This is a genomic window from Bacillus sp. KH172YL63 (genome assembly GCF_011398925.1).
GTDB lineage: Bacteria > Bacillota > Bacilli > Bacillales > Bacillaceae_B > Rossellomorea.
Window position 1 is genome coordinate 1327691 of sequence record NZ_AP022842.1, and the last position, 22678, is coordinate 1350368.

Here is a 22678-nt window from a genome sequence, read left to right on the forward strand (position 1 = left end):
TCAGCTTGTACATATGGTGAAGTAGAAGGTGGCAGAGGTGATACAGTGAAAAAATTAGCCGGATCTTTTCAAATAGCAGCAGTGTATGTAGGAACCGTGATCGGAGCGGGTTTTGCAACGGGCAGGGAGATAGTAGAATTTTTCACCCGTTTTGGCTTTGTGGGTTTTATCGGGATTTTATTAAGCGGATATTTATTTATTACGATGGGCACGAAAATCATGCTGAAATCTCACGATATTAAAGCCCAGTCTTTTGAAGAATTTAATGAATACTTATTTGGGAAGTGGTTTGCACGGGTCATGAACATAGTCATGATGATTATGTTGATCGGGGTATCGGCGGTTATGTTGTCTGGTGCGGGGGCAGTATTCGAAGAGCAGCTGCTCTTACCGAAACAGGTGGGGGTCATGTTGACCATCGGGTTGGGATTCATCACCATGATGGTCGGGATCAAAGGCTTGTTTGCCGTGAATACATTTGTCGTTCCGCTGATGATTATCTTTAACCTGTCACTGATGATCTATTCTGTGAGCCATGCCGACTTCCTGGAGTCTTTCATGATGATTCCCCATGCCGATGACGGTTGGAAATCTGTTGTGGCGCCATTTTCTTATGTCGCTTTTAATCTGGCGATGGCGCAGGCGGTGCTCGTGCCTGTGGCAGGAGAAATAAAAGATAGGGAAGTCATTAAATACGGAGGCTACCTCGGTGGATTCTTTCTGACGCTCATCCTGATCTCGAGTCACATGACCCTCGTCACGGTACCGGATGTGACGTCGTATCAGATACCGATGGCCATTGTGATGAAGTCTTTTGTGTCAGGATTTTATTTCGTCTATATCCTGATCATTTACGGAGAAATTTTCACCTCGGTCATCGGCGGTGTATTCGGCCTCGAAAAGCAGCTCGGGAATTATTGGAAGGGGTCATCATTCTTCACTTTTTGCGGTATTTTCCTCGTGATCTATTCCTTGAGCTTCTTTGAATACAGTGAGTTACTTTCGTATCTGTACCCTTTATTTGGCTATATGAGCCTGCTTTTTATCATTTTACTGTGGATGAAACCGGATAAATAAGTCTGAGTAAAAAAGATGCCAATAGTCCAAGTTAATAAAGAATCAATTTTAAAGAAGGAGTGAGGAATTTGACCCAATCCAAACATGAAAAAGAAAGAAAGTGGAATGTAAGAAAAGAAGAACAGCACCCTCACGGGAAGGTTGCTTCTTTCAAAGAGCTTACAGAAGAAAAGGGATCAAATAAATCTTAGTCGGGTAGACATGGATCCCCATCAGCAAAAATAATCCGAACGCATCGATTACTTAGGAATAAATCGGATGCATTCGGATTATTTTTTAAAACACTTTTCAATGTTTATGTGGATATTAGTGGGGGAAAGAATCCGGTGTCCTGTATCTCTCAGGGAAGTACGAGTTCCGAATTTCATCCTTGTCCCAATCGGGCTTTTCGCATGCACAAGCGAGTTCATCGAGATGCCTCATGATATATTGCATATCAAGATTTTGGAGGCTTTCATAGTCGATCCCCTCAAGGATGTAATTTTTGAAGGTCCAGACGATATTTTTCGTTTCTTCCTGGTTGTTCTCCCCAATCATACGGAGTGAACGGAGAATTTCGATAATGATGGAAATGTCCTGCTTTCCATAATGCCTCAGCTGATAAAAGCTGTTGTATAAATAATCGACGAATGTCGGCTGCTCCAATATAATCCGGACGTTGTTTTCTTTATCTGTCAAATATGAGCTTGGCAGCTTATGCTTTGCGAGTTTTGAGAGGATGATCCCGATTTCTTCTATGCAGTTCTTGGCGGTGTTTGGATCATTGATGGCTGGAGAGATGGCTCTTAAAGCGATTTCCACAAGTTTACGGATCCCAAGTTCAATATCTTCAATCGGCTCCTTATCAGGACCAATCACAAGGAATTCCAGGTAGTCCTCTCCGGAAATATCTCCCTCCAATGTCCAGATCGTCATCACCGGCGTCTCATCCAGTAAGTATTCGCCCGGTTTTTTTACCATCCGGATGATGACATTTTCTTTTTCCGCTTTCCTGCTCATCCCCTCAATGTCAATTTGCTGCAGGTAACCAGCCTTTTTACTGCACACGTAATGAGGTTCCGTGTTTTCAAAATAAGATTGAGAAAAATTCGGAGGCTCTGTACTTATTACGTTTCTTCGAAAGAGGTAACTGTCATCAATTTTATGATTCGTTTTGATCGTAATATTATGGATCAAGTTGCTGACCTTCACCCAGTTAGATACATGATGGACGAAATATACGAAAACAAATAAACAAATGACCGCCACCAAGCCTGCAAATGCAGAGGATATATATAATTGCTGCCCTGATTCATCCTGAAGGAGCACCAAAAGGGTAATGCAATAAACCACGCCTGCTACAAAAATGGCGAGCACCCGCTGAGTCGGCTTGTCGTTGATAAAGTTCTGCAGGGTCCTTGGAGAATATTGGGACAGGAATGTCGTCAGTACGACCATGATGGTAGAGAATGTGATCGTCGTCATGGTCATGATCGATGAGGCGATTGTACTGATGATTGTCATCGAGAGATTAAAATTAGAAAAAAGGACTTTAGGAAATATAGGGTAGTCATGCTGACTCAGCCACCAATCGAAGAAGAAGGTGAGAAGGGACAACAGTAAAGCGATGAGGGAGTATACAAATGGGACGAACCAGAAGCTTTTGCTGGCTTTTTTAATGATATGTATATTCATGTTCATGATGGATCCACCTTTAGGTCAGTATGCTATAAGAATATCCCCAAAGCCCTTTCTGTAAACCTCCTTGGCAGGCCCAGTAAAAAGAGCGGGTATATCCCCGCTCTTTTTGCGTCATTTTTTTATGATTTTATAATTTTTATGATTAACCACCGTTTTTTCTTCCAGTTCGAGATCCCGGAAATTTTCCATGACCGTTAAGTCTACTATGACCGAATTTTCATTCACTTTTTCTACCAGCCCTTTTAAGCCATTTCTGAATGTGATCAGGTCACCGATTTCTGCTTTTTTCATGAGATGTCGCTCCTTTTTGCCAAAATTCTACAAACAATTACTCATATTTTGCCGTAAAGTAAACAAAAGGTAAAGAGTTTTCGAAAGATTTCATCAAAAAAATATATCTTGAGCTTTCCACGCAAGAGAAACTACAATAGGACTAGTGAGAATGGAGGGATGGAAATGAACGAACATGAAATCCTTGAACAGTTGCAATCTCTGAGAACAAGGGAGGTAGGGGAGATCAAGGTGATGAAAAATGATTTCCTGGCTTTTCGCTCGGTGCTGGTGAAACAAGAAGACTTCAAACAGTTCAGGGGGATCGCCCAACAAGGCGGGAATATCCTCTTTCAATATTTAGATACACCGAGAAGCTAGCAAGGGCGGGGGAGTCTTCCCCTGCTTTTTTCATTGTCTTTCCAATATATGAAGTGGATGCCCGGTATAGTCTCAGAGGAGAACAGAGTGGTAACCATTACCTGCTGAAATTCCTCTTTTTCATTGTTATCTTATTGTGGAAACCATAGTAAGGAGGCAGAAATATGAGGAAGAAGAACTTTTTTGCAGGGATCGCTGTTCTTATTCTGATTGCATTCTCTACAGAAACAATTGGAGCAAAAGGAATGTACGCCGTAGAAAAAGGGGATTCCCTTTGGAACATCAGCAAGGAGCATTCTGTTTCGGTCAATACATTAAAAAATATAAATGACATACAATCAGATCACATCCACCCAGGTCAATCTTTGAACATCCCTGAAAATGAAGTATCAGCGGGTGACCGTGAATTACTCGCAAGACTTGTTCACGCAGAAGCAAAAGGGGAACCCTATGCAGGAAAGGTAGCCGTTGCGACAGTCGTATTGAACAGAGTCGATTCGGATCGTTTCCCTGATTCTGTACGAGATGTCATTTATGAGATTTCCCATGATCACTACGCGTTTTCACCGGTCAAGAACGGAGAAATCAACAACTCTCCATCAAAAGAAGCAAGAGAAGCCGTTCAGGAGGCAATTGCCTTTAGGGGGCAGGGACAGGGTTCACTTTATTTCTATAATCCGGTTACTTCTACCAGTGACTGGATCACCGGCAGGGTGACATTGCTTGAAATAGGGAATCACCGGTTTGCGAGATGATTTTTGTATGAAAGAACCTATCATTTCCGCTACTTTTTTCTTTTCTGAGAGTGGAATTAATAGTAAAATAGAGTAAAGAATAAGAGGTGATGTTGATGATTGGCACACTAGTGACTCAAATCGAGATGGTACGATTGAAAATGATCCAGTCGGGTATTCGGTTTGGGTTGGACAGTCCGGCTACCATTCAGCTAAGCAAAGAGCTGGATGCCTTGATCAATCTTCATCAGCAACATGTATATGAAAAACATATTCCAAAAAATATAGCTGAATAAATGCAGGGATTAACCTCGGGATCAAACCCTCCAGGTTAATCCCTTTCTATTTGTACATAAGGATTGAGGGGGTTAAGAAAAGGGTATTCTTAATAAATGTATAAGGAGTCAGGACTAAGACTCACATCAATGGAGGTTGTTGGATTTGAAAGATAAAATCGTATGCATAACCGGAGGCGCCAATGGAATCGGAAGGTCACTGGTTGAAGAATTTGCAAAGCAAGGCGCAATCGTTGAATTCATGGATATGGATGGTGAAAAGGGAGAAGAGCTTGCAAGGCGGCTGAAAAGTGAAGGCTTTGAAGTCCGGTTCCATCCGGTGGATGTAGGGGATCATCTGCAAGTGAAGGAAGTATTCAAAGTGATGAAACAAGATCACGGTTCGGTGGACGTGTTAATCAATAATGCAGGGGTATCAAGGTTCATATCATTCTGGGAGATGGAGCCCGACGAATGGAACAGCATCCTCTCTACCAACTTAAGCTCTGTCTTTTACTGTTCAAGGGAAGCGGCAGCCCTGATGAAGGGGCGAGGGGGGAGTATCATAAACTTGGCTTCGACGAGGGCGTCAATGTCAGAGCCGGATACAGAAGCATATTCGGCGACCAAGGGAGGCATTGTGAGCTTAACTCATTCCATGGCCATCACCCTCGCAGAAGAAAGTATCCGGGTAAATGCGATAAGCCCAGGGTGGATTCAGACAGACGACTATGGATCACTGAGGGATAAAGACCATGCCCAGCATCCGGCAGGCAGGGTTGGCAAGCCTGGTGATATTGCAAGAGCCTGCCTGTTTCTTGCGCACCCTGACAACGATTTTATCACCGGGGAAAATCTGGTGATAGATGGCGGGATGACGCGTAAGATGATCTACGAGCATTGATATCCATCATCCCTTTCTTAAAAGAGCTAAATTGATGATGCCGACGAAACAAACAAATACCAAACTTGCAATCATTCCTTATCCCTCCCTATATCTACCAGGATATGCCGGGTAGATTTCGCCGGTTCAGGAAGTATGATAAAAATTTGTAAAGATGATTGGGTTTCTATCCGAACCCGGTCCGAGATTCCCAAGGGGAACAGCGGATCGGGTTCGGATTTTTTATTATGAAAGCTCCTAGTGTTGTCCATCTGGAACATAATCGTGATATAAGGGATATTTTAACAAAGAGTTATGATAGAATAATGTTTAGATAATATTATTTGAATATTACATAAATGATCGTCGTGAAGACTGAATCAGAGGGGGAAAAAGGATGAACCGGTTGAATTTGGTCAAGAGAGAAATGAACAAAGTGTTGGTGGGGAAAGACAAAGAAGTGGATTTGCTTCTGATTGCTTTACTTCAGGAAGGACACGTCCTGTTAGAAAGTGTGCCGGGAACAGGGAAGACCCTGCTTGCTAAAACTTTTTCCCAGTGCATAGACGGGGAGTTCAAAAGGATTCAATTTACCCCGGATGTACTGCCGAGTGATGTGACGGGCATTCAGTTCTTCAACCCCAAATCGCAGGAGTTCGAGTTAAGGACTGGCCCGGTTGTGACAAACGTGTTGCTCGCAGATGAAATCAACCGTGCCACTCCAAGGACCCAGGCAAGCCTGCTGGAAGTCATGGAAGAAAAGCAGATCACAATCGACGGGGAAACCGTCCGGCTTCAGCCTCCCTTTATCGTGGTGGCCACACAAAACCCAATCGAGAGCCAGCAGGGAACATTTCCTTTGCCTGCGGCACAATTGGATCGCTTTTTATTGAAAATTCCTTTCGCTTATCCAAACTTTGAGGAAGAAAGGATGATTCTAAAAAGATTTAAAATCTCTCAGCCTTTGAATGAGGTTGAAAAGGTCGTTACCCTGGGTGACATTCAGGCGATGACAGTAGAGGTGAAACAGGTTCATGTGGATGAAGATGTTGAAGCATATATCCTTCAGATTACGAGGGGAACACGGGAACATGAGTGGATCGAGACAGGGGCAAGCCCGAGGGCGAGTCTCGCACTCCTGAAAGCTGCACAGGGGAAGGCGTATATTGAAGACCGTGATTTCGTCACACCTCAGGATGTCATAGAAGTTGCTCCGTACGTATTACAGCACCGGATACAGTTGACAGCAGAAGCTTCTCTCACAAAGACAAATGAAGAAGTGATGAAGCAAATCGTAGAGACGGTCAGTCTCCCTGTTGAAACGAGGTAGAGAAAAGTGGAATGGAAACGTGAGGTATTGGAAGATCCGAACAATTCATTGAGTGAAATTCTCCTCATTATCGCCTCTGGTGTATGTTTTATATATCAATCTTATGCTGGGTTGGGCCTCTTTCTTCTTTGTGTTCTCTATTTCAGGGCTCATAATTGGTATCTGGGTAAGGTAGGCAAGGGAGTATTTGTTGATAACTTGCCAAAACGGGTCAGGCTTCATTGTGATGAGGAAGGATATTGGGAAATAGAGGTCGGAAATCATGGAATCCCGATTTGGGGTGCTACCTTAAAGTTGTCTTTCAAGGATATTGTCGTCCCGACTGCCCATCCGTATGAATCATATCATGGCAATATGATTGAAGTGTATATCCCCTTTTCCTTGATGAAGGGGAAAAAGGGATCGGTACGGATTCCGATCAAGGGAAACCGGAGGGGACTGTGTCGATTTACAAAGGTGCAGCTGATCATTCCCCATTTGTTCGGCAGCGGAAAAGTGATCATGGATCTGCAGGATCAGATTCCATCCGCGATGATGGTCTTTCCTGCCCCGTCCCCTGTGAAATTCCTGCAGGACCAGGACTCGAACCGATTCGGGGACGTATCGACACCTAATTCTCTCTTCTTCGACGTATTCCAACCGATGGGAACGAGGGAGTATGTGACAGGCGATCGTTTTCAGGACATCCATTGGAAAGCTTCTGCCAGGACGGGGCATTTACAGACGAAGATTTATGCCCCATCCATCAAGAAAGAATGGATGATCGCCATCAACCTTTCAGATCGCTATGCGATAACAGCCCGTTTGGAGTCTATCATCAAGCATGTTTCTTATTTAATGCATGCAGCGGTGGAGCAAAATATTACGTTTTCCCTCGTACTGAATGCGAGGAGCCTGGGGGCCACGCCGTTTTATTTCTTACCGCCGGGGACAGGCAGGAAGCATCAGCAAAAAGCCCTTGAACTGTTGGCGACACTTTCAACAGATGAATTCACCGTCCCTTTTCATATCGTGTTGCAGCATTTACATTTAAGGCAGCTTGCACCATCGGTCTTTATCGTGGCTGGGGTATTGAATTCAAAGGAAGAAGAACGATTGAGAAAAATGGCGATGAAAGAACCGGATATTTATAGATTGAACTCAGATGAAGAGCAAGGAGTCGTGACGTTATGGAATCAAACATTGCCCATTCCTTCTTAACGAAACATCACCAATTATTCATTGTTAAGCTTGGTCTTTTCCTGGGTCTGGATATATTATTTGTACTGCTTGCAGCCACTTTTTTCTCCCGGAGGGCAGAATTCGAAAGTGGATATGTGCCGCTTTTTGGTCTCGTTTATCTATGTTTGTTTCTTTGTATGATTCTATCCGTGAAATGGGGGAAGCTGAATTCAATTCTCCTTTACGGCATGTTGTTGGCGATGCTTGCCCTTGGTGTATACGCATTCGCTGTATCGTGGCTGGTCCTGTTAATTGCCTTGTTATTTATCCATTGGAGGCTCCTCTCTCATTTTCAAAGTGAAGAGGTTCAGATCGATTTGAACAGCGGAGTGGTATTTGCGTTCATCGCTGCATCGGTTGCTTCACTTGTCACCGGATCGATCAGAGATACAGGGAATGGAATCGTCATTTATTGCCTGCTCTTTCTCTTTATCGCACTGATTGGAGCTGGAACTGCAGTTCAGAGAATGATGAACAGGCAGAAAGCCGCGACTGGGGGGAGATATCTTCGAAAGACGGCTCTCATCGTCCTCGGTGTGGGGGTGTTAGGTTGGGGACTAATCTATGCAAGTCCTTTTATCAGAACCGTCTTCTATTGGTTTGTTGAAAAGCTATTCTGGGCCCTCTCATTTTTGGTTGATCCAATTTTTCAAATGCTGGTGAGTTTGAGGGACTGGTTCATGAGTATCATTTCGGGAGATACTCTGGAAGGCTTCGGTGGGAAGCTGAAACAGCCCGATGTAGAAAATGTCCAGCAAAATGCTTTTTATGAAACGGTCTCCATTCCTTGGCTGAAAGAAATCCTGCTCGGACTCTTCCTGCTTGCCGTCATCCTTTATGTGCTGAAAAAAAGAAAGGTGGAGCTGGAATCGGTCGGGGAGGAACCCTTGGCACCTATTATCTCGCCTATTCATTCTAGAGGAGGGGTAAGGGATCGGGTATCATCTCCCATCGTTTATTCAGATGCCACAAATGCCATCCGCACAGCTATGAAAAAACTTGAACGTGAAGCTGACGATGTAAGCATGGGAAGGCAACCTAATGAAACGATCAGGGCTTGGTTCAGCAGGCTGGGACTTCCTGAAGAAGAGGCTTTACTCAGTCTCTATGAAACAGTCAGATACGGAAATAAAGAACCGGACCAAGATGAAGCGGATTATTTCATCAGCAAAATCGCGGAGATCAGCAACGGGCTCAATGCAAAAAAGGAAAGTTAGTCAATCGATTATGAGCTGATGCTTTCGGAAACGAATCGCGTCAGCTTATTTATATTTATAGGGATAGGGTATGATAAGGAAGTAAAGGGGGACGTCTTTCGTGTTGTTTCAACTGAAAAAAGTGCGTTTTAAGGATATCCTCAATATTGATCAGATGAATATCTCTGAATTCAAAACGACTTGTATAGTCGGTGAGAGCGGTGCAGGTAAATCTACACTTTTGAAATTATTAAACAAAATGAATATACCGGATTCCGGAGAGATTACTTATAAAGGAACATCTCTGAAAGGGTTCGATGCTGTTCAATTGAGGAGGAAAGCTGTCATGATTTCTCAGACACCACTGTTATTCGGGGAAACGGTCGAGGAGAATCTTCAGAAGGGCCTTGTTTTCTCCAATCAACCCCAAGCGAGCAAACGTGAATTACAAGATATCCTGAATACAGTGAAGTTGGACAAACCGCTGGATGCTCCTGCAGAACCATTGTCTGGAGGTGAGAGGCAGCGGTTATCCCTTGGACGTGTATTGGTCATGAAGCCGGAAGTCTATCTCCTGGATGAACCGACCTCAGCCCTCGATGAAGAAACTGAAATCGGAGTGATGAAAAATTTCATAGAGAGAGCAAACGCTCATAACGGATCGGTCATCATGGTAACTCATTCTACAAATGTGGCAGAGCAATACGGTGAAGAGATCATCACGATGACCAAATAAACAGAGGAGGTGGCAAACGTGGAAAAAGGGATCATCGATATTGAGCTATGGCGGTTCATTGCAGCATATGGATTTGTTCTTCTGCTGTTATTGATTGTGAAGTGGAGGGGGATTTCAAGGGAGAAACAGATTATCCTTGCTTCGTTTAGGATGACCGTCCAGTTAATTATCGCTGGATATATCCTTACATATATTTTCGATCATCCGAGTCCCCTTATGACCCTTTTCATTATCCTGATCATGGAAGCCTTCGCCATCAGGAATATATTCAAACAGGTCAAATATGATATGGACAAAATATTAAAATGGATGGCTTCAATATCTTTACTGATCGGGACCCTGCTGAGTTTGTTCTACTTCAATATGGTAGTCATTCATTTCACCCCCTGGTATGAACCAAGGTATTTTATACCGATTGCCGGCATGATCGTAGGGAACGCAATGACAGGGATCACGCTTGGGATCAATACACTGCTGGGGGGATTGATCAGTCAAAGGGAGAAAATAGAAGGGGCTTTAATGTTGGGCGCCACACCAAAGGCAGCTTCTAAAGCCTATGTGGATGATGCCTTTGATGCGGCGATCCTCCCGACACTGAATAATATGATTGGTATGGGGATCATCTTCCTCCCCGGTATGATGACAGGACAAATTCTTTCAGGGATCAGTCCGCTGGTTGCGATTGAATACCAGATTGCGATTCTGCTCGGGATCATAGGGAGTGTCGCCATGACTGTGATTTTTTTCATTATATTGGCCAATAAACAATTATTCACAAAAGATGCCCAGCTCAATCTGTAAAAGGCGTCGTTCCCCGTTCTAAATCATTTCTGCAGACATATGCTAGAGAAAGTAGAGTATAAAGGGGAAGGATTCTATGAAATATGAAACAGAACAGGCGCTCCGTGTAAAAAGTCTGGCCATCGATGTCATGGAAGAATTGATGAAAGCAGACAGCAACTACAGTGCACAGGAGCTGAAACAGCTTTCTGAGTTATTTTCAAGGTGCATATGTGATTTAGTGAATGTGTACACCAACACGTCTGAAGATCACGAAATGACATTGAAGGGAACGGTCATCAAAGCAAAAATAGGATACAACCTGATGAAATCAAAAAAAGAAACAGCAGGAAATGCATAGAAACATACCGTCCGACTCAAATGAGATACCCTTTCAAAGTGGAAAGGGCAGATCTCTTTTGAGTCGATTTTTTTATGATTTTACATATTTAGGTTCATAAGAGTGGCAAATTTATGAAATACTAAAAAAATCAAGCTTTACAATTGTGTATCTCTTCATTGCATGCTATTCTTTTTTATTGAACAGCTTTATAGGAACAATGGATTAATTGCTAGAAACAGTTGACGTTTCCTTCATAATCCATTACTTTTATGAAGCAATCAAAAACAAGATCATTAAGGAGTCGATTTACATGGCACAAAAAACATTTACAGTTACAGCTGAAACAGGAATTCATGCTCGTCCGGCAACTTTACTCGTTCAAACGGCAAGCAAATTCGACAGCGATGTACATCTTGAATACAAAGAAAAGAAAGTAAACTTAAAATCAATCATGGGCGTTATGTCTTTAGGTGTTGGTAAAGGTGCAGAAATCACGATCATTACTGAAGGCAGTGACGAAGAGGAAGCATTAAACAGCCTGCAAGAAACATTAAACAAAGAAGGTTTAGCTGAGTAATGTCTAATCTTCTAAAAGGAATTGCAGCATCAAATGGTATCGCGATTGCAAAAGCATATCGCTTAGTTGAACCTGACTTGAGCTTTGAGAAGAAAAGCATCGACAATGCTGAACAGGAAGTCTCGCGTTTCCAGGAAGCCATTGCGACGTCAAAATCAGAGCTTGAAGCAATCCGCGATAAAGCCAGAGTCGATTTAGGGGAAGATAAAGCTCAGATTTTCGAAGCGCATCTTCTTGTCTTAAGCGACCCGGAATTACTGACACCAATTGAAGACAAAGTGAAATCAGAAAATGTAAACGCTGAATTCGCCCTTAAAGAAACAGCTGATATGTTCGTTTCCATGTTTGAATCAATGGATAATGAATACATGAAAGAACGTGCAGCGGATATCCGTGACGTGACGAAACGTGTACTTTCACACCTGTTGGGCGTGCAGATTGCCAACCCAAGCATGGTAACCGAAGAAGTCATTGTGATCGCGGAAGACTTAACGCCTTCTGATACAGCACAATTGAATCGTGAATTCGTTAAAGGATTCACAACTGATATCGGTGGAAGAACATCCCACTCAGCGATCATGGCCCGTTCAATGGAGATTCCGGCTGTAGTAGGTACGAAATCCATTACTTCATCTGTCGAAAATGGAGATATGATTATTGTTGACGGATTAAATGGAGAAGTACATATTAACCCGACTCCAGAAGTGATCGAAGCGTATAAAAAAGAACATGCCCGTTACGAGGAGCAAAAAGCCGAGTGGGCCAAACTCGTGAATGAACCGACGGTATCAAAAGATGGGGAGCACGTTGAACTGGCTGCCAACATCGGGACGCCAAAGGATCTTGAAGGGGTCATCAATCACGGCGGAGAAGGTGTAGGACTGTACCGTACAGAATTCCTATATATGGGCCGTGACGAGCTTCCTTCAGAAGAAGAGCAATACGAAGCTTATAAAGCCGTTCTAGAAGGTATGAAAGGGAAGCCTGTAGTGGTTCGTACGCTTGATATTGGCGGAGATAAGGAACTTCCTTACTTGAATCTGCCTAAAGAAATGAATCCATTCCTGGGTTATCGTGCGATCCGTCTATGCCTGGACGAGCAAGATATCTTCCGTACCCAGCTTAGAGCGTTATTGAAGGCAAGTCCATTCGGAAATCTTAAAATCATGTTCCCGATGATCTCGAACCTTCAAGAGTTCCGCGAAGCGAAAGCCATCCTTGAAGAAGAGAAGAAAGCCCTTCTTGAAAATGGTACAAACGTAGCAGATCATATTGAAGTGGGAATCATGGTTGAGATCCCGTCAACTGCTGTCATGGCTGATGTGTTTGCCAAAGAAGTTGATTTCTTCTCTATCGGTACAAATGACCTCATTCAATATACTATGGCTGCAGACCGCATGAACGAGCGCGTTTCCTACTTATATCAACCGTATAATCCAGCCATTTTGCGCCTTGTGAAATTGGTGATTGATGCGGCTCATAAAGAAGGCAAATGGGCAGGTATGTGTGGAGAAATGGCAGGAGATGAAATTGCAGTGCCAATCCTTCTTGGACTTGGACTGGATGAGTTCTCCATGAGTGCTACCTCCATCCTCCGTGCACGTTCTCAGATCCGTCAGTTGAACCGTGCTGAGATGAAAGAACTGGCAGAAGAGGCACTCACATTAGACACAAATGATGCTGTCATCGCTGCTGTGAAAAAAGCAACATCAATGGAATAAATAAAGGTTTAGAAAGAGGAAATGAGGGTATTATATCTTTGAAGAATAAGGCACACCCTTTGGGCCTTTTCATTCTCATTTCCCCCTTTCTAAAGGATTGAAGGAACGTCACTTCCTTCAATCCTTTTTTTGTTCATTCACTCCAGGGCTTGAATGGATTGCGCCATTCCATCAGCACGCCGTAATCACATGATTCTTCATCTTTCAAATACCCTTTGATTGCCTTTAAAGGCGTTCGCCCGGTTTGCAGTAAAAAGGTAATGACTGGATCTTTATATGATCCTTTGGTCAACTCCTTCACATAGTCCTCTATTTCATACAAATGGGCGACCTTGTGGTAACTTGGGATGCGGCCGCCGCCAAGCAGCCTGTCAAGATCCAGATGTACGACGATTTCAAACATGGCGTCCATCAGTACTTTCCCGAGCTTGTACCCCCTGTAGGATGGATCGATGCAAAGGTCCACCACATACAAGGTGTTTCCATCCTCGGCATGGTTACTGATGAAGCCGCTGTCGGTCATTTCTTCCCATGTGTGTACAGGGTGATCGGGATTGAAGGAGACGATGAGCCCGGTCATGCTGCCGACAATCTTTCCGTCGATTTCCACGCACAGAGAGCCGAGTGGGAAATGTTTTATATGAGAGGTGAGCTGATCTTTACCCCACCATAAGTCAGCAGGAAAAGGAGGGGGAAATGCCCTCTTCTGGATGTTGATCAGCGCATCGAAATCAGCTTCTCTATAATTTCTGATTACTGCTTTATGTATCTGATTCTTTCTGAAAACATACTGTTCTTTCATATACATGATCAGAACCCCGCTTCTCAGAATTTACTTGTTTATTATACTTTATGAAAGCGCTTTTTTAAAGAGTTTTACTGAAATAACTTTTTATCTGTAGATTAGGTGCTTTTCGCATTGGTTGATGTTATTAATAGAGGTTAATGTGAGCATCTTCTGTAAATTGAGATTGTGGAGTGAAAATTACCATAGCAATGAATCACTACTATTCTGAAGATGAACCAGCAATTTATTGAGTGGATTTTTGGTTTTTTATCTTCGATGGTTGATTGGAGCGGAAGATGCTCGACTCCTGCGGGAACTGATGGACAGGTGAGACCCCGCAGGACGAAGTCCGAGGAGGCTCACCGCCAGCCCCGCGGAAAGCGAGCATCTGTAGCGGAAATCAACCGCATCTCGCTTGTCTATAAGCCACAATGTTTACGAAACAGTCTTAGGTTATTTACATAATGTAATGAGGAAATCCCGATAAAAAAGGATGAAGGTGAAGGAAGAAAAAATTCCTGAAGAAAAAATTTAAAAGAGTGGTTTAGCATTTTTAAATACGGGTATCATATAACTAAGCATGAAATTGGAGATTAATTTCTCACTAACACCCCCTTTTCCTTTTTTTGAACCGGCACAGTTTACTGTGTTGGTTCTTTTTTTTGCTTAATGGGGGACCGGTGAATAGGACAGGTTGGGGTGAAACATAATAATCCCATCACCATTGTGGTGAATGAACATTACGGAGGGTGAAAGAAATGGCAAAGCGAACGAAAAAACATGATCCTCAGCAGAAAAATAAAAAAGGTTTCGATTCATCGAAAATCAATGCGGAATTTGCCCATGAAATGGGAAGTGCTGCGGCCAATAAAGTCCACAAAGACAAAGCAAAAAAAGAAAAAGCATCTAAAAATAATGGTGAATACAAAGGGTGATAGGGTAGGCTTTTAGAATGAGGGAAACAAAGAAAATCCGAACAGTGATTGAAGGTTCAACCTCCAATACGTTCGGATTTTTGTTTGACATGACACGCTCCATATTTGGGTCTGTTCTCCTGTGGAAAAGAACGCTGGCAGCCCCGTAACTGTTTCAACTAAGCACTTATGAAATCTTCTATCCGGTCGAGTCCTTCTGTCAGCTGATCCATGGAGCAGGCGTAGGAAAGGCGGAAGTAGCCTTCACCTAAATCAGAAAAGGCATCGCCTGGAACGACAGCCACCTTTTTCTCCTTGGCGAGATTTAAAGAAAAGTCAAATGAACAGAGGGACAGTCTATCCGGTATCTTTACAAAGAAATAAAAAGCACCATCAGGCTTTACGATGTCTTCAAACCCCATGTCTGTCAAGCGGGTGAATACATAATCCCTTCTTTTTTTGTACGCTGCCTTCATGACATCAGCATCATTTTTACCGTCTGTAAGAGCTGCAAAAGCTGCTTTTTGAGAAATGGAAGAAGCACAGGAGACATTATACTGATGAACTTTCAGCAGGTGTCTTGAAATGGTCTCCGGTGCAAACAGCAAACCTATTCTCCAGCCGGTCATGCTGTGCGACTTTGATAAACCATTCACGATGATCGTCTGATCACGGAGAAATTGTGCAATGGAATGATGAGGTTGGTCAAAGGTCAGTTCACTGTATATCTCATCAGCCAGCACAAAAATCCCCCTGCCTCTCAGCAAATCGGCGATCTCCTTCAATTCATCCCTGGATAAGCTGACTCCGGTGGGATTGGACGGATAGGGAAGGATGATGCATTTCGTCTGGGGCGTAAGGCTTTTCTCTATGAGAGATGCATCCATCTTAAAATTATTTTTCGTAATGTCGATATGAACAGGTTTCGCACCGCAAAGATGGATGATTGGCTCATAACCTGGATAAACTGGACCGGGAAGAAGGCATTCATCCCCTTTTCCCAATATTGAGCGGAGAACCACATCGATCCCCTGGGATGCACCGTTTGTCACGATGACTTCGTCTGGATGATAGTGGACATTGTATTTTTCCGCTGCAAACTTTGCTGCGGCTTCACGCAGTTCAAGAAACCCGGCATTATGGGTGTACGTTGTGAAATTGTCATCAATGGCCCTTTTGGCTGCATCCTTAATATGCTGCGGTGTAGGGAAATCAGGCTGACCGATTGTGAGTGAGATCATGCCTTCGATGTCTGAAACCATGTTGAAAAATCTTCGTATTCCTGAAATTTGTATGTTTTTCACGCTTGAGTTGATATACTGCTCCATTATGTACACCTACTTTGATGATTTGTTACATATTTTATCACTATTCCTTGTGTTTACGAAGTGATTTTGTTTGAATGAAACGCAAAGAGGGAAAAGATAAAGAAAATAAAACAGTTAGGAAGAGCATTATGATTCGAACAAGCATTGTCATGGAAAATGGGGAAGTCAAGCATCAGGTCCCCTTATCAAAGATAAAAGAAAAGGGAGTCAAATGGTATTGGGTTGATTTTTCAGAGCCCAGTTCTAAAGATATCCGGTTACTTAAATTGTATTTTCGCTTTCATCCCCTGGCAATCGAAGACTGTCTGGATGATTTCAGTCAGCGGCCAAAGCTCGATTTTTATGATCAGTACATATTTGTGCTCCTTCATGGCATCAATAAGCAAAACCTCGAGTCATATGAAGTCAATATGTTTGTTAATGGAAGATTCATCGTTACGTTTCATAAGGAACCTGTAAAGGAACTGGATCAGCTGTGGAGTGAGATGGAAGAAAGGGGCGGCGAACTCAGCCCCTTTAAAATTATGCATGGGATTGTTGACCGTTTGGTGGATGAATATTTTCCCCTTGTCTATAAGATCGAAGACCGACTGAACAGGATGGAAGATAACACCCATGATGAAGCGGACAGGAATCTGATGGATGAACTGTTCGATATTCGCCACGATATGTCCAGGCTGAGGAGAACACTCGTCCCAATGAGGGATTTACTGTACAGGATCAGTAATTCGGGAAAATTGAATTCCTTGAAAGAAGAACAATTGTATTTCAATGACGTGTATGATCATTTAATCAAACTGGTGGAGATGCTCGAGTCTTACCGGGAGTTTTCCTCTGATATCCGTGATAATTATTTATCGATCAATTCGGATAAAATGAACAATATCATGATGACGCTGACAGTCATTACGACGATCTTCATGCCCCTTACCTTCATAGCGGGGTTATACGGGATGAATTTTGTTTACATGCCTGAACTTGATGAAAGAAACGGATATTTCATCGTCCTTGGAATAATGGGCGTGATTGCCCTTGTCATGTTCGGTTTCTTTGTAAAGATCGGCTGGCTGCGATTCGGCCCTAAAAAACGGAGGAAAAAGAGAAGGTTCCTCCGTTTGAAATAGTATCGCCTTGCAGGGTGGAACAGAACGCCGAACGATTTGTACAGCGCTCTGTTCCATCTCTTTGTCTACGGACTTATCCCTCCCCCAGCCAACCTTCTTTAACTCCTTGATTCACCCATTCCTTGATTTGGGCATAAATATCAGGGGAAATATCCTTCACCCATCTGTTTCTCTTTAATACCTGCTCTGCTTTGATTTGATGCTCCATCCACGATTTCCCTTCCGTTGATACATTTAAAAGCAGGGGCTGGATGTGATCGATGATCATGGCATAAAGAGCTTCGTTCGATTTACCCTCTTCGAATTCATCCCACAGTGAGCGGTATTCATCCCTGATTTTCGCCGGGAGCAAGCCAAAGATGCGATCTGCCGCAAATCTTTCACGTTCCTCCTTGTCTTCATAGCCCTCGGAATCAAAGGCATATGTATCCCCTGCATCGATTTCGACGATATCATGAAGCAGCAGCATTTTCAGAGCTTTGAATAAATCTGTTTCATCCTTCCTTTCATACATATCAAAAAGCGTCATGGCCATGACACAGACGTGCCATGAATGCTCACCGCTGTTTTCACGGCGACTCCCATCTGTAATATACGTTCTCCGATCAACTGATTTCAGTTGATCCACTTCTTTCAAAAAGTGCATCATTTCAGCTAACATCCGGTATCCTCCATGTTTTGGCTTATTCAATCATTATGCTTAGAAGCAGGGGATATTGCAACTCTGTTCATCCAATACGCCGCTACGCCCACATCATGAGATGGCATTTTGATGAAATCGATCCCAGAGGTAGATTTTTTTCGGAAAAAACGTTATATTGGTTGAAGACAATTTAAGAAGAATTGGAGTCTTAAGATAAACTCCGAGAGGTTCTAGCACAACCCTCTATAAAAAACTAAGGAAAACGGCATCCTTAGGTGTCGTTATTTTCTGTTAAGGCGAATGTTTGCCTGAGTTATAGAGTTCGAACAGAATCTCTTTCTTCTATACAGGTGACAAGGACCTGTTGAAAAAGAAAGGAGCACCATTTATGAACACAGAGAAAGCGTTAGTCGTATTTAGCGGAGGCCAAGATAGTACAACGTGTTTATTTTGGGCGAAGCAGCAATTTAAAGATGTAGATGCAGTGACATTCAACTATGGTCAGAGACATGTTGCAGAATTGGACTGTGCAAAGGAGATTGCAGAAGATCTCAATGTCGCTCACCATGTATTAGATATGAGTTTATTGAATCAACTGGCACCAAGTGCATTGACCAGGGACGAAGAAATCACCCAGGAAGAGGGGGAATTACCGTCCACTTTTGTTCCCGGGAGAAACCTATTGTTCCTGTCATTTGCAGGTATTCTCGCAAAGCAAATCGGGGCAAAGCATATAGTGACAGGCGTGTGCGAAACGGATTTCAGCGGTTATCCTGATTGCAGGGATATCTTCGTGAAATCATTGAATGTCAGCCTCAACCTGTCGATGGATGATCAATTTGTCATTCACACACCGCTTATGTGGATCGATAAAGCCCAAACGTGGGAAATGGCAGATCAATTGGGCGCATTTGAATACGTGCAGGAGAATACCCTTACATGCTACAACGGCATCAAAGGCAGCGGATGCGGCGAATGCCCGGCATGTGAGCTCAGACAACGTGGCCTGGACGAATATGTAAAGGATAAAAGAGGGGGAGACAAAGCATGATTCAGCAAATTTACCCGACTCCCGATCATCCTTATGAATTTGAATTGAACAAAGATATGCATTTTGCTGCAGCTCATTATATTCCCCATCCTGATGCCGGGAGCTGTCAGGAAGTGCATGGGCATACGTATTTTGCAAATATTACGATCGCAGGGGACCTCCTCGATGATTCCGGTTTTCTGATTAATTTTCAGCACATCAAGAAATTGATCCATAAGAGATTTGATCATAAAGTGCTCAATGATGATGCGGCTTTTGCTGAAAAGGGACCCATGTCATTTCCAACAACCGAAGTGATGGCAAAAGTAATCTGGGAAATCATCCAGGATCATTTGAATACTCTTCCTCATGGCCCGCAATGCCTGCAGGTGTTCTTAAGAGAAACCCCGACCAGCTATGTGATTTATAGACCGAAGGGGAAGAAATGATGAAGAAGATACCAGTATTAGAAGTGTTCGGTCCAACGATTCAGGGAGAAGGAATGGTCATCGGCCGGAAAACGATGTTTGTCAGGACCGCAGGATGTGATTACAGCTGCTCATGGTGTGATTCAGCGTTCACGTGGGACGGTTCTGCCAAAGATGATATCGTGCTTATGACTGCTGCAGAAGTGTGGGAAAGGTTGAAGGAAATCGGAGGAAGCCGATTTTCCCATGTCACGATCTCAGGAGGAAACCCAGCACTGCTGGCAGGGCTTCACGAACTGATCGCGATCTTCAAGGAAAACGGAATTGAGTCTGCCCTTGAAACCCAGGGTAGCCGCTGGCAGGACTGGTTCTATGACATCGATGACCTGACGATCTCCCCTAAACCTCCAAGCTCCGGTATGGAGACGGACTTCGGGAAGCTCGATTCCATCGTTCACAGGCTTCAGGAAAACGGATCTCAGTTCAGTTTGAAAGTCGTGGTATTTGATGAAACAGACCTGGAATATGCGACGTATGTGCATAAACGCTACCCTTCTGTTCCATTTTATATTCAGACGGGAAACCCTGCTGTATCTGAAGGAGATACAGGGAAGCTCGTTTCTTCCCTTTTAACCGACTATGAAAGACTCATTGAGAAAGTATGTGACAATGAGGATTTGAATCATGTAAGGGTACTGCCCCAATTACACACACTTGTATGGGGAAACATGCGAGGCGTATAGGAAAGAAGCGAGTGATGGTCACTCGCTTCTTTTTTTGACACTTTTTTGCCCTTCCACGTAGGACAGATCTTCCGTGTCATCGATTCCTTCTGCATTCTTTCCGATGGCAATGAGGGGAAGGTTGTACTGTGCAGGAAGAATGTGGTTGCTGATTTCCGCAAAGTCAGGCACATCCCGATTTCCGCGATGATCAAGTTCAGTCATTTGAACACCTCCTCATCTTAGTATGGTTGAGTTGGCATTTTCTATTAGTCTGATATGGTCCAGGTAATAAAAGAAGTGGGAGAGAGCTTATTTTTCCTGAAGGGTAAAGAAGTTCAGCAATTGTTCGATATAAGAAGGGAAGGCAATCAAGCTAAAGCGCATGGAAGGACGAATACAATTGAATCATACTAATGGAATTCTGCTTGAAAGTGGAACAAATGAACTGGAAATCGTGGAATTTGAAGTTCAGCATAATAAATTTGGGATCAATGTCATCAAAGTGAAAGAAATTATCCAACCGAAAACGGTCATTCCGGTCCCTCATTCCCATCCTTATGTAAAGGGGCTCATTCAATTGAGGGGGGAAGTCCTCCCGGTTGTGGATATGGCAAGGGTACTAGGGGTGAAGGAAGAAGAAACAGCGACTTCAAAATATATCGTTTCTGAATTCAACCAGCAGAAAGTCATCTTTCATGTACATAACGTCACTCAGATCCACCGTATATCATGGGATCAAATCGATAAGCCCTCAGAGGTGTATACGGGTGTGCATTCAGGGATCATCGGTGTCATAAAACAACAGGAATCGATGATTCTTTTGCTTGATTTCGAAAGCATCATGCTTGAAATCAATCCAGAGACGGGAATCCGGGTCGAACAGGTGAAGAAGCTCGGACCAAGAGAAAGAAGCAACAAGAAGATCGTTGCAGCCGAAGATTCTCCCCTGCTGAGAAAGCTGTTGAACGATACGTTAAAGGAAGCGGGATATGAAGATGTGGAGTTTTTCGAAAACGGGGCTGATGCTTTCCGCTATTTAGAATCGGTGGCGGAAGAATCCGGGGACATCAAGGATTCAGTACAGCTTGTATTGACGGATATTGAAATGCCGCAGATGGATGGACATCATCTGACGAAACGGATCAAGAGCCACCCTAAGCTTCAGGCTCTTCCAGTCATCATCTTTTCATCTCTGATCACAAATGATCTGAAGCATAAAGGGGAAATGGTGGGAGCGGAAGATCAAATCAGCAAGCCTGAAATCGCAGAGCTGATTTTGAAAATTGACCAGCATATCCTTTAGTCAAAAACCACACTCTGATTGATACCAGGGTAAGATAAAAAATCCGAACGGGTTCGATCTTCATGAATGAATGTCGAATCAACGTTCGGATTTTTTATCTTAAAGACATATTCCACGGCATATGTCCTTTACTTGGAAGAAACCGGTCCCTGTCACTTTAAGGGAAATATGCGTTAACGCACTAAAATCGATAGGCATCAAAAGAAGCTGTCTCCCAATTTTTTGAAGACTGGTTTTTGGTATTGGGGCTTTTCCGGTTTCCGGGTCCGGTCATTTCGGTCAGACAAACCGGTGTATTGTTCCAGGATTCCTTTGGCCTGTTGAAGGGGCATTTTGCATTTTGGGTTTCTTGATCGCTGATCGAGAGAACCCAGGTGAGGCAGCGCTTTAAAATCCTCTTTGGAGGGTGGGAGATGAAAAGTGTAATCTCCGCAATCGATTAATACGTCGGATTGCTGCTGGCTGAATTTAGGGTTGTTGGAAAAGTGCAGTCCCACTTTCCTGGCCTTGCCTTCCTGGATCATTTTCACAAGTGCCCGCTTTTTTAATGTATATAAGTATTTTGGGTTTCCTGCCGTTTTCGCATGTCTGTTTACAGTGAAAATAGCTTGAGAGAGGGTATTTACGGATGTGGAGATAGGGGTGGATTTACTAGTGTTTCTCAAGTTATTGGCTCCTTTCTAATATGTTCATTCCCATTATACTCCTTTTCCCTTTGATTGGAAAGGTATGAGAAGGAAGTCAAGGTAAAAGAAAAGGCCCTACCAAAACATGTTCAGGAGACAGTTTCTGGTGGGCCATATCGTTATCTTTGGGGATAAATATTGATATTCTCTGTAAGATTTTGTGGGATCGACTGATAGTTCGTGGAATTGTAGGGCTGCTGCGGGTACCCTCCAGGATAAGGATATCCTCCGTATGGCGGATAAGGCGGATAGCACGCAGGTCCGTAGCATGGCCGGTTGAAGAGAAGCGGACTAATCGCCAATCCGGCCAATCCACCAGCTAAAAAAGGCAAACCGAAGAAAAAAGGGAAAAAGCGTTGATCCCCGCCCTGGACACCCCTATATCTTGGATACGGGTAATAATATGCAGATCTATACATATAAGAAACCTCCTCTCTCTATTCCCTTTAGTGTATGGCTTCTCTGTATGCTGTGCGCCTGTCTCCCTTTTATTGGGCAACGAGGGG

At 43.4% G+C, this 22678-nt stretch carries 28 protein-coding genes and 1 riboswitch; of the genes, 20 read left to right on the forward strand and 8 right to left on the reverse strand.

Annotated features, from left to right (window positions below; all coding sequences use genetic code 11):
• Window positions 1-45 precede the first annotated feature (45 nt).
• Together KH172YL63_RS06605 and KH172YL63_RS21580 are read left to right on the forward strand one after the other, a co-directional pair.
• Window positions 46-1077 carry a YkvI family membrane protein gene (locus tag KH172YL63_RS06605; RefSeq protein ID WP_173105360.1) on the forward strand — a complete coding sequence of 344 codons (1032 nt, stop codon included), beginning with the start codon at window positions 46-48 and terminating at the stop codon, window positions 1075-1077.
• Window positions 1078-1145: 68 nt separating this feature from the next.
• On the forward strand, window positions 1146-1268 hold the full coding sequence (locus KH172YL63_RS21580) for a DUF6254 family protein (protein WP_232066138.1): 123 nt from the start codon (window positions 1146-1148) through the stop codon (window positions 1266-1268).
• Window positions 1269-1383: 115 nt separating this feature from the next.
• Here KH172YL63_RS21580 and KH172YL63_RS06610 read toward each other — a convergent pair whose 3' ends face one another.
• Both KH172YL63_RS06610 and KH172YL63_RS06615 read right to left on the reverse strand, forming a co-directional pair.
• On the reverse strand, window positions 1384-2757 hold the full coding sequence (locus tag KH172YL63_RS06610) for a DUF2254 domain-containing protein (RefSeq protein ID WP_173105361.1): 1374 nt from the start codon (window positions 2755-2757) through the stop codon (window positions 1384-1386).
• Between the two features lie 111 nt (window positions 2758-2868).
• The gene (locus KH172YL63_RS06615) at window positions 2869-3048 is read right to left on the reverse strand and encodes a YkvS family protein (RefSeq protein ID WP_173105362.1); all 180 of its coding nucleotides are present in this window, start codon (window positions 3046-3048) and stop codon (window positions 2869-2871) included.
• A 165-nt stretch (window positions 3049-3213) separates the two neighbouring features.
• Between KH172YL63_RS06615 and KH172YL63_RS06620 the strand changes: the two genes are divergently transcribed.
• From KH172YL63_RS06620 to ptsP, 12 genes are all read left to right on the forward strand, one after another.
• Entirely contained in the window at window positions 3214-3408 is a 195-nt protein-coding gene (locus KH172YL63_RS06620; RefSeq protein WP_173105363.1) for a hypothetical protein, read from the forward strand.
• Window positions 3409-3572: 164 nt separating this feature from the next.
• Complete coding sequence (locus KH172YL63_RS06625; RefSeq protein WP_173105364.1) at window positions 3573-4163, forward strand: cell wall hydrolase; 591 nt, start codon at window positions 3573-3575, stop codon at window positions 4161-4163.
• Window positions 4164-4258: 95 nt separating this feature from the next.
• On the forward strand, window positions 4259-4438 hold the full coding sequence (locus tag KH172YL63_RS06630) for an aspartyl-phosphate phosphatase Spo0E family protein (RefSeq protein ID WP_173105365.1): 180 nt from the start codon (window positions 4259-4261) through the stop codon (window positions 4436-4438).
• 139 nt (window positions 4439-4577) lie between these two features.
• Window positions 4578-5321, forward strand: coding sequence for an SDR family NAD(P)-dependent oxidoreductase (locus KH172YL63_RS06635; RefSeq protein ID WP_173105366.1), 744 nt, complete (start codon window positions 4578-4580; stop codon window positions 5319-5321).
• A gap of 376 nt (window positions 5322-5697) precedes the next feature.
• On the forward strand, window positions 5698-6630 hold the full coding sequence (locus KH172YL63_RS06640) for an AAA family ATPase (RefSeq protein WP_173105367.1): 933 nt from the start codon (window positions 5698-5700) through the stop codon (window positions 6628-6630).
• A gap of 6 nt (window positions 6631-6636) precedes the next feature.
• A complete protein-coding gene (locus KH172YL63_RS06645) occupies window positions 6637-7830 on the forward strand; it encodes a DUF58 domain-containing protein (RefSeq protein WP_173105368.1) in 1194 nt (397 codons plus the stop codon).
• A complete protein-coding gene (locus tag KH172YL63_RS06650; RefSeq protein ID WP_173105369.1) occupies window positions 7800-9068 on the forward strand; it encodes a DUF4129 domain-containing protein in 1269 nt (422 codons plus the stop codon). Before KH172YL63_RS06645 ends, KH172YL63_RS06650 begins: the two co-directional genes overlap by 31 nt.
• A 100-nt stretch (window positions 9069-9168) precedes the next feature.
• Window positions 9169-9783 carry an ABC transporter ATP-binding protein gene (locus KH172YL63_RS06655; protein WP_232066139.1) on the forward strand — a complete coding sequence of 205 codons (615 nt, stop codon included), beginning with the start codon at window positions 9169-9171 and terminating at the stop codon, window positions 9781-9783.
• A gap of 18 nt (window positions 9784-9801) precedes the next feature.
• On the forward strand, window positions 9802-10584 hold the full coding sequence (locus KH172YL63_RS06660; protein WP_173105370.1) for an ABC transporter permease: 783 nt from the start codon (window positions 9802-9804) through the stop codon (window positions 10582-10584).
• 76 nt (window positions 10585-10660) lie between these two features.
• Window positions 10661-10924 (forward strand): hypothetical protein, encoded by a 264-nt coding sequence (locus KH172YL63_RS06665; RefSeq protein WP_173105371.1) that lies wholly within the window; start codon window positions 10661-10663, stop codon window positions 10922-10924.
• A gap of 292 nt (window positions 10925-11216) precedes the next feature.
• The gene (locus tag KH172YL63_RS06670) at window positions 11217-11483 is read left to right on the forward strand and encodes a phosphocarrier protein HPr (protein ID WP_034756145.1); all 267 of its coding nucleotides are present in this window, start codon (window positions 11217-11219) and stop codon (window positions 11481-11483) included.
• The gene (ptsP, locus tag KH172YL63_RS06675; RefSeq protein ID WP_173105372.1) at window positions 11483-13204 is read left to right on the forward strand and encodes a phosphoenolpyruvate--protein phosphotransferase; all 1722 of its coding nucleotides are present in this window, start codon (window positions 11483-11485) and stop codon (window positions 13202-13204) included. The genes KH172YL63_RS06670 and ptsP overlap by 1 nt, the downstream gene beginning before the upstream one ends.
• A gap of 133 nt (window positions 13205-13337) precedes the next feature.
• Here the strand turns inward: ptsP and KH172YL63_RS06680 are convergent, their stop codons facing one another.
• Window positions 13338-14012, reverse strand: coding sequence for a GNAT family N-acetyltransferase (locus KH172YL63_RS06680; RefSeq protein ID WP_173105373.1), 675 nt, complete (start codon window positions 14010-14012; stop codon window positions 13338-13340).
• Window positions 14013-14740: 728 nt separating this feature from the next.
• On the opposite strand from KH172YL63_RS06680, the gene KH172YL63_RS06685 reads away from it, so the two are divergent.
• On the forward strand, window positions 14741-14926 hold the full coding sequence (locus KH172YL63_RS06685) for a hypothetical protein (protein ID WP_173104248.1): 186 nt from the start codon (window positions 14741-14743) through the stop codon (window positions 14924-14926).
• Window positions 14927-15084: 158 nt separating this feature from the next.
• On the opposite strand, the gene KH172YL63_RS06690 is transcribed toward KH172YL63_RS06685, so the two are convergent.
• Window positions 15085-16233: an aminotransferase A gene (locus KH172YL63_RS06690; protein WP_173105374.1), complete on the reverse strand. Its 1149-nt coding sequence runs from the start codon at window positions 16231-16233 to the stop codon at window positions 15085-15087.
• A 128-nt stretch (window positions 16234-16361) separates the two neighbouring features.
• On the opposite strand from KH172YL63_RS06690, the gene corA reads away from it, so the two are divergent.
• Window positions 16362-17357, forward strand: a complete 996-nt coding sequence (gene corA, locus KH172YL63_RS06695) for a magnesium/cobalt transporter CorA (RefSeq protein WP_173105375.1) — start codon at window positions 16362-16364, stop codon at window positions 17355-17357.
• Between the two features lie 73 nt (window positions 17358-17430).
• On the opposite strand, the gene KH172YL63_RS06700 is transcribed toward corA, so the two are convergent.
• Window positions 17431-18018, reverse strand: a complete 588-nt coding sequence (locus tag KH172YL63_RS06700) for an HD domain-containing protein (RefSeq protein ID WP_173105376.1) — start codon at window positions 18016-18018, stop codon at window positions 17431-17433.
• Window positions 18019-18218: 200 nt separating this feature from the next.
• Window positions 18219-18263, forward strand: a riboswitch (PreQ1 riboswitch).
• Between the two features lie 125 nt (window positions 18264-18388).
• Here KH172YL63_RS06700 and queC point away from each other — a divergent pair.
• The 3 genes from queC to queE are packed head-to-tail and all read left to right on the forward strand — an operon-like array spanning window position 18389 to window position 20201.
• Window positions 18389-19051 (forward strand): 7-cyano-7-deazaguanine synthase QueC, encoded by a 663-nt coding sequence (queC, locus tag KH172YL63_RS06705; protein ID WP_173105377.1) that lies wholly within the window; start codon window positions 18389-18391, stop codon window positions 19049-19051.
• Window positions 19048-19479, forward strand: coding sequence for a 6-carboxytetrahydropterin synthase QueD (queD, locus tag KH172YL63_RS06710; RefSeq protein WP_173105378.1), 432 nt, complete (start codon window positions 19048-19050; stop codon window positions 19477-19479). Before queC ends, queD begins: the two co-directional genes overlap by 4 nt.
• Window positions 19476-20201 carry a 7-carboxy-7-deazaguanine synthase QueE gene (gene queE, locus KH172YL63_RS06715; RefSeq protein WP_173105379.1) on the forward strand — a complete coding sequence of 242 codons (726 nt, stop codon included), beginning with the start codon at window positions 19476-19478 and terminating at the stop codon, window positions 20199-20201. Before queD ends, queE begins: the two co-directional genes overlap by 4 nt.
• Window positions 20202-20219: 18 nt before the next feature.
• Here the strand turns inward: queE and KH172YL63_RS06720 are convergent, their stop codons facing one another.
• Window positions 20220-20405, reverse strand: a complete 186-nt coding sequence (locus KH172YL63_RS06720; RefSeq protein ID WP_173105380.1) for a hypothetical protein — start codon at window positions 20403-20405, stop codon at window positions 20220-20222.
• A 178-nt stretch (window positions 20406-20583) separates the two neighbouring features.
• On the opposite strand from KH172YL63_RS06720, the gene KH172YL63_RS06725 reads away from it, so the two are divergent.
• Window positions 20584-21486, forward strand: a complete 903-nt coding sequence (locus KH172YL63_RS06725) for a chemotaxis protein (protein WP_442858755.1) — start codon at window positions 20584-20586, stop codon at window positions 21484-21486.
• A 197-nt stretch (window positions 21487-21683) separates the two neighbouring features.
• On the opposite strand, the gene KH172YL63_RS06730 is transcribed toward KH172YL63_RS06725, so the two are convergent.
• Both KH172YL63_RS06730 and KH172YL63_RS06735 read right to left on the reverse strand, forming a co-directional pair.
• Window positions 21684-22151 carry a YkyB family protein gene (locus KH172YL63_RS06730; protein WP_173105382.1) on the reverse strand — a complete coding sequence of 156 codons (468 nt, stop codon included), beginning with the start codon at window positions 22149-22151 and terminating at the stop codon, window positions 21684-21686.
• Window positions 22152-22291: 140 nt separating this feature from the next.
• Window positions 22292-22591 carry a hypothetical protein gene (locus tag KH172YL63_RS06735; RefSeq protein WP_442858756.1) on the reverse strand — a complete coding sequence of 100 codons (300 nt, stop codon included), beginning with the start codon at window positions 22589-22591 and terminating at the stop codon, window positions 22292-22294.
• Window positions 22592-22678 lie beyond the last annotated feature (87 nt).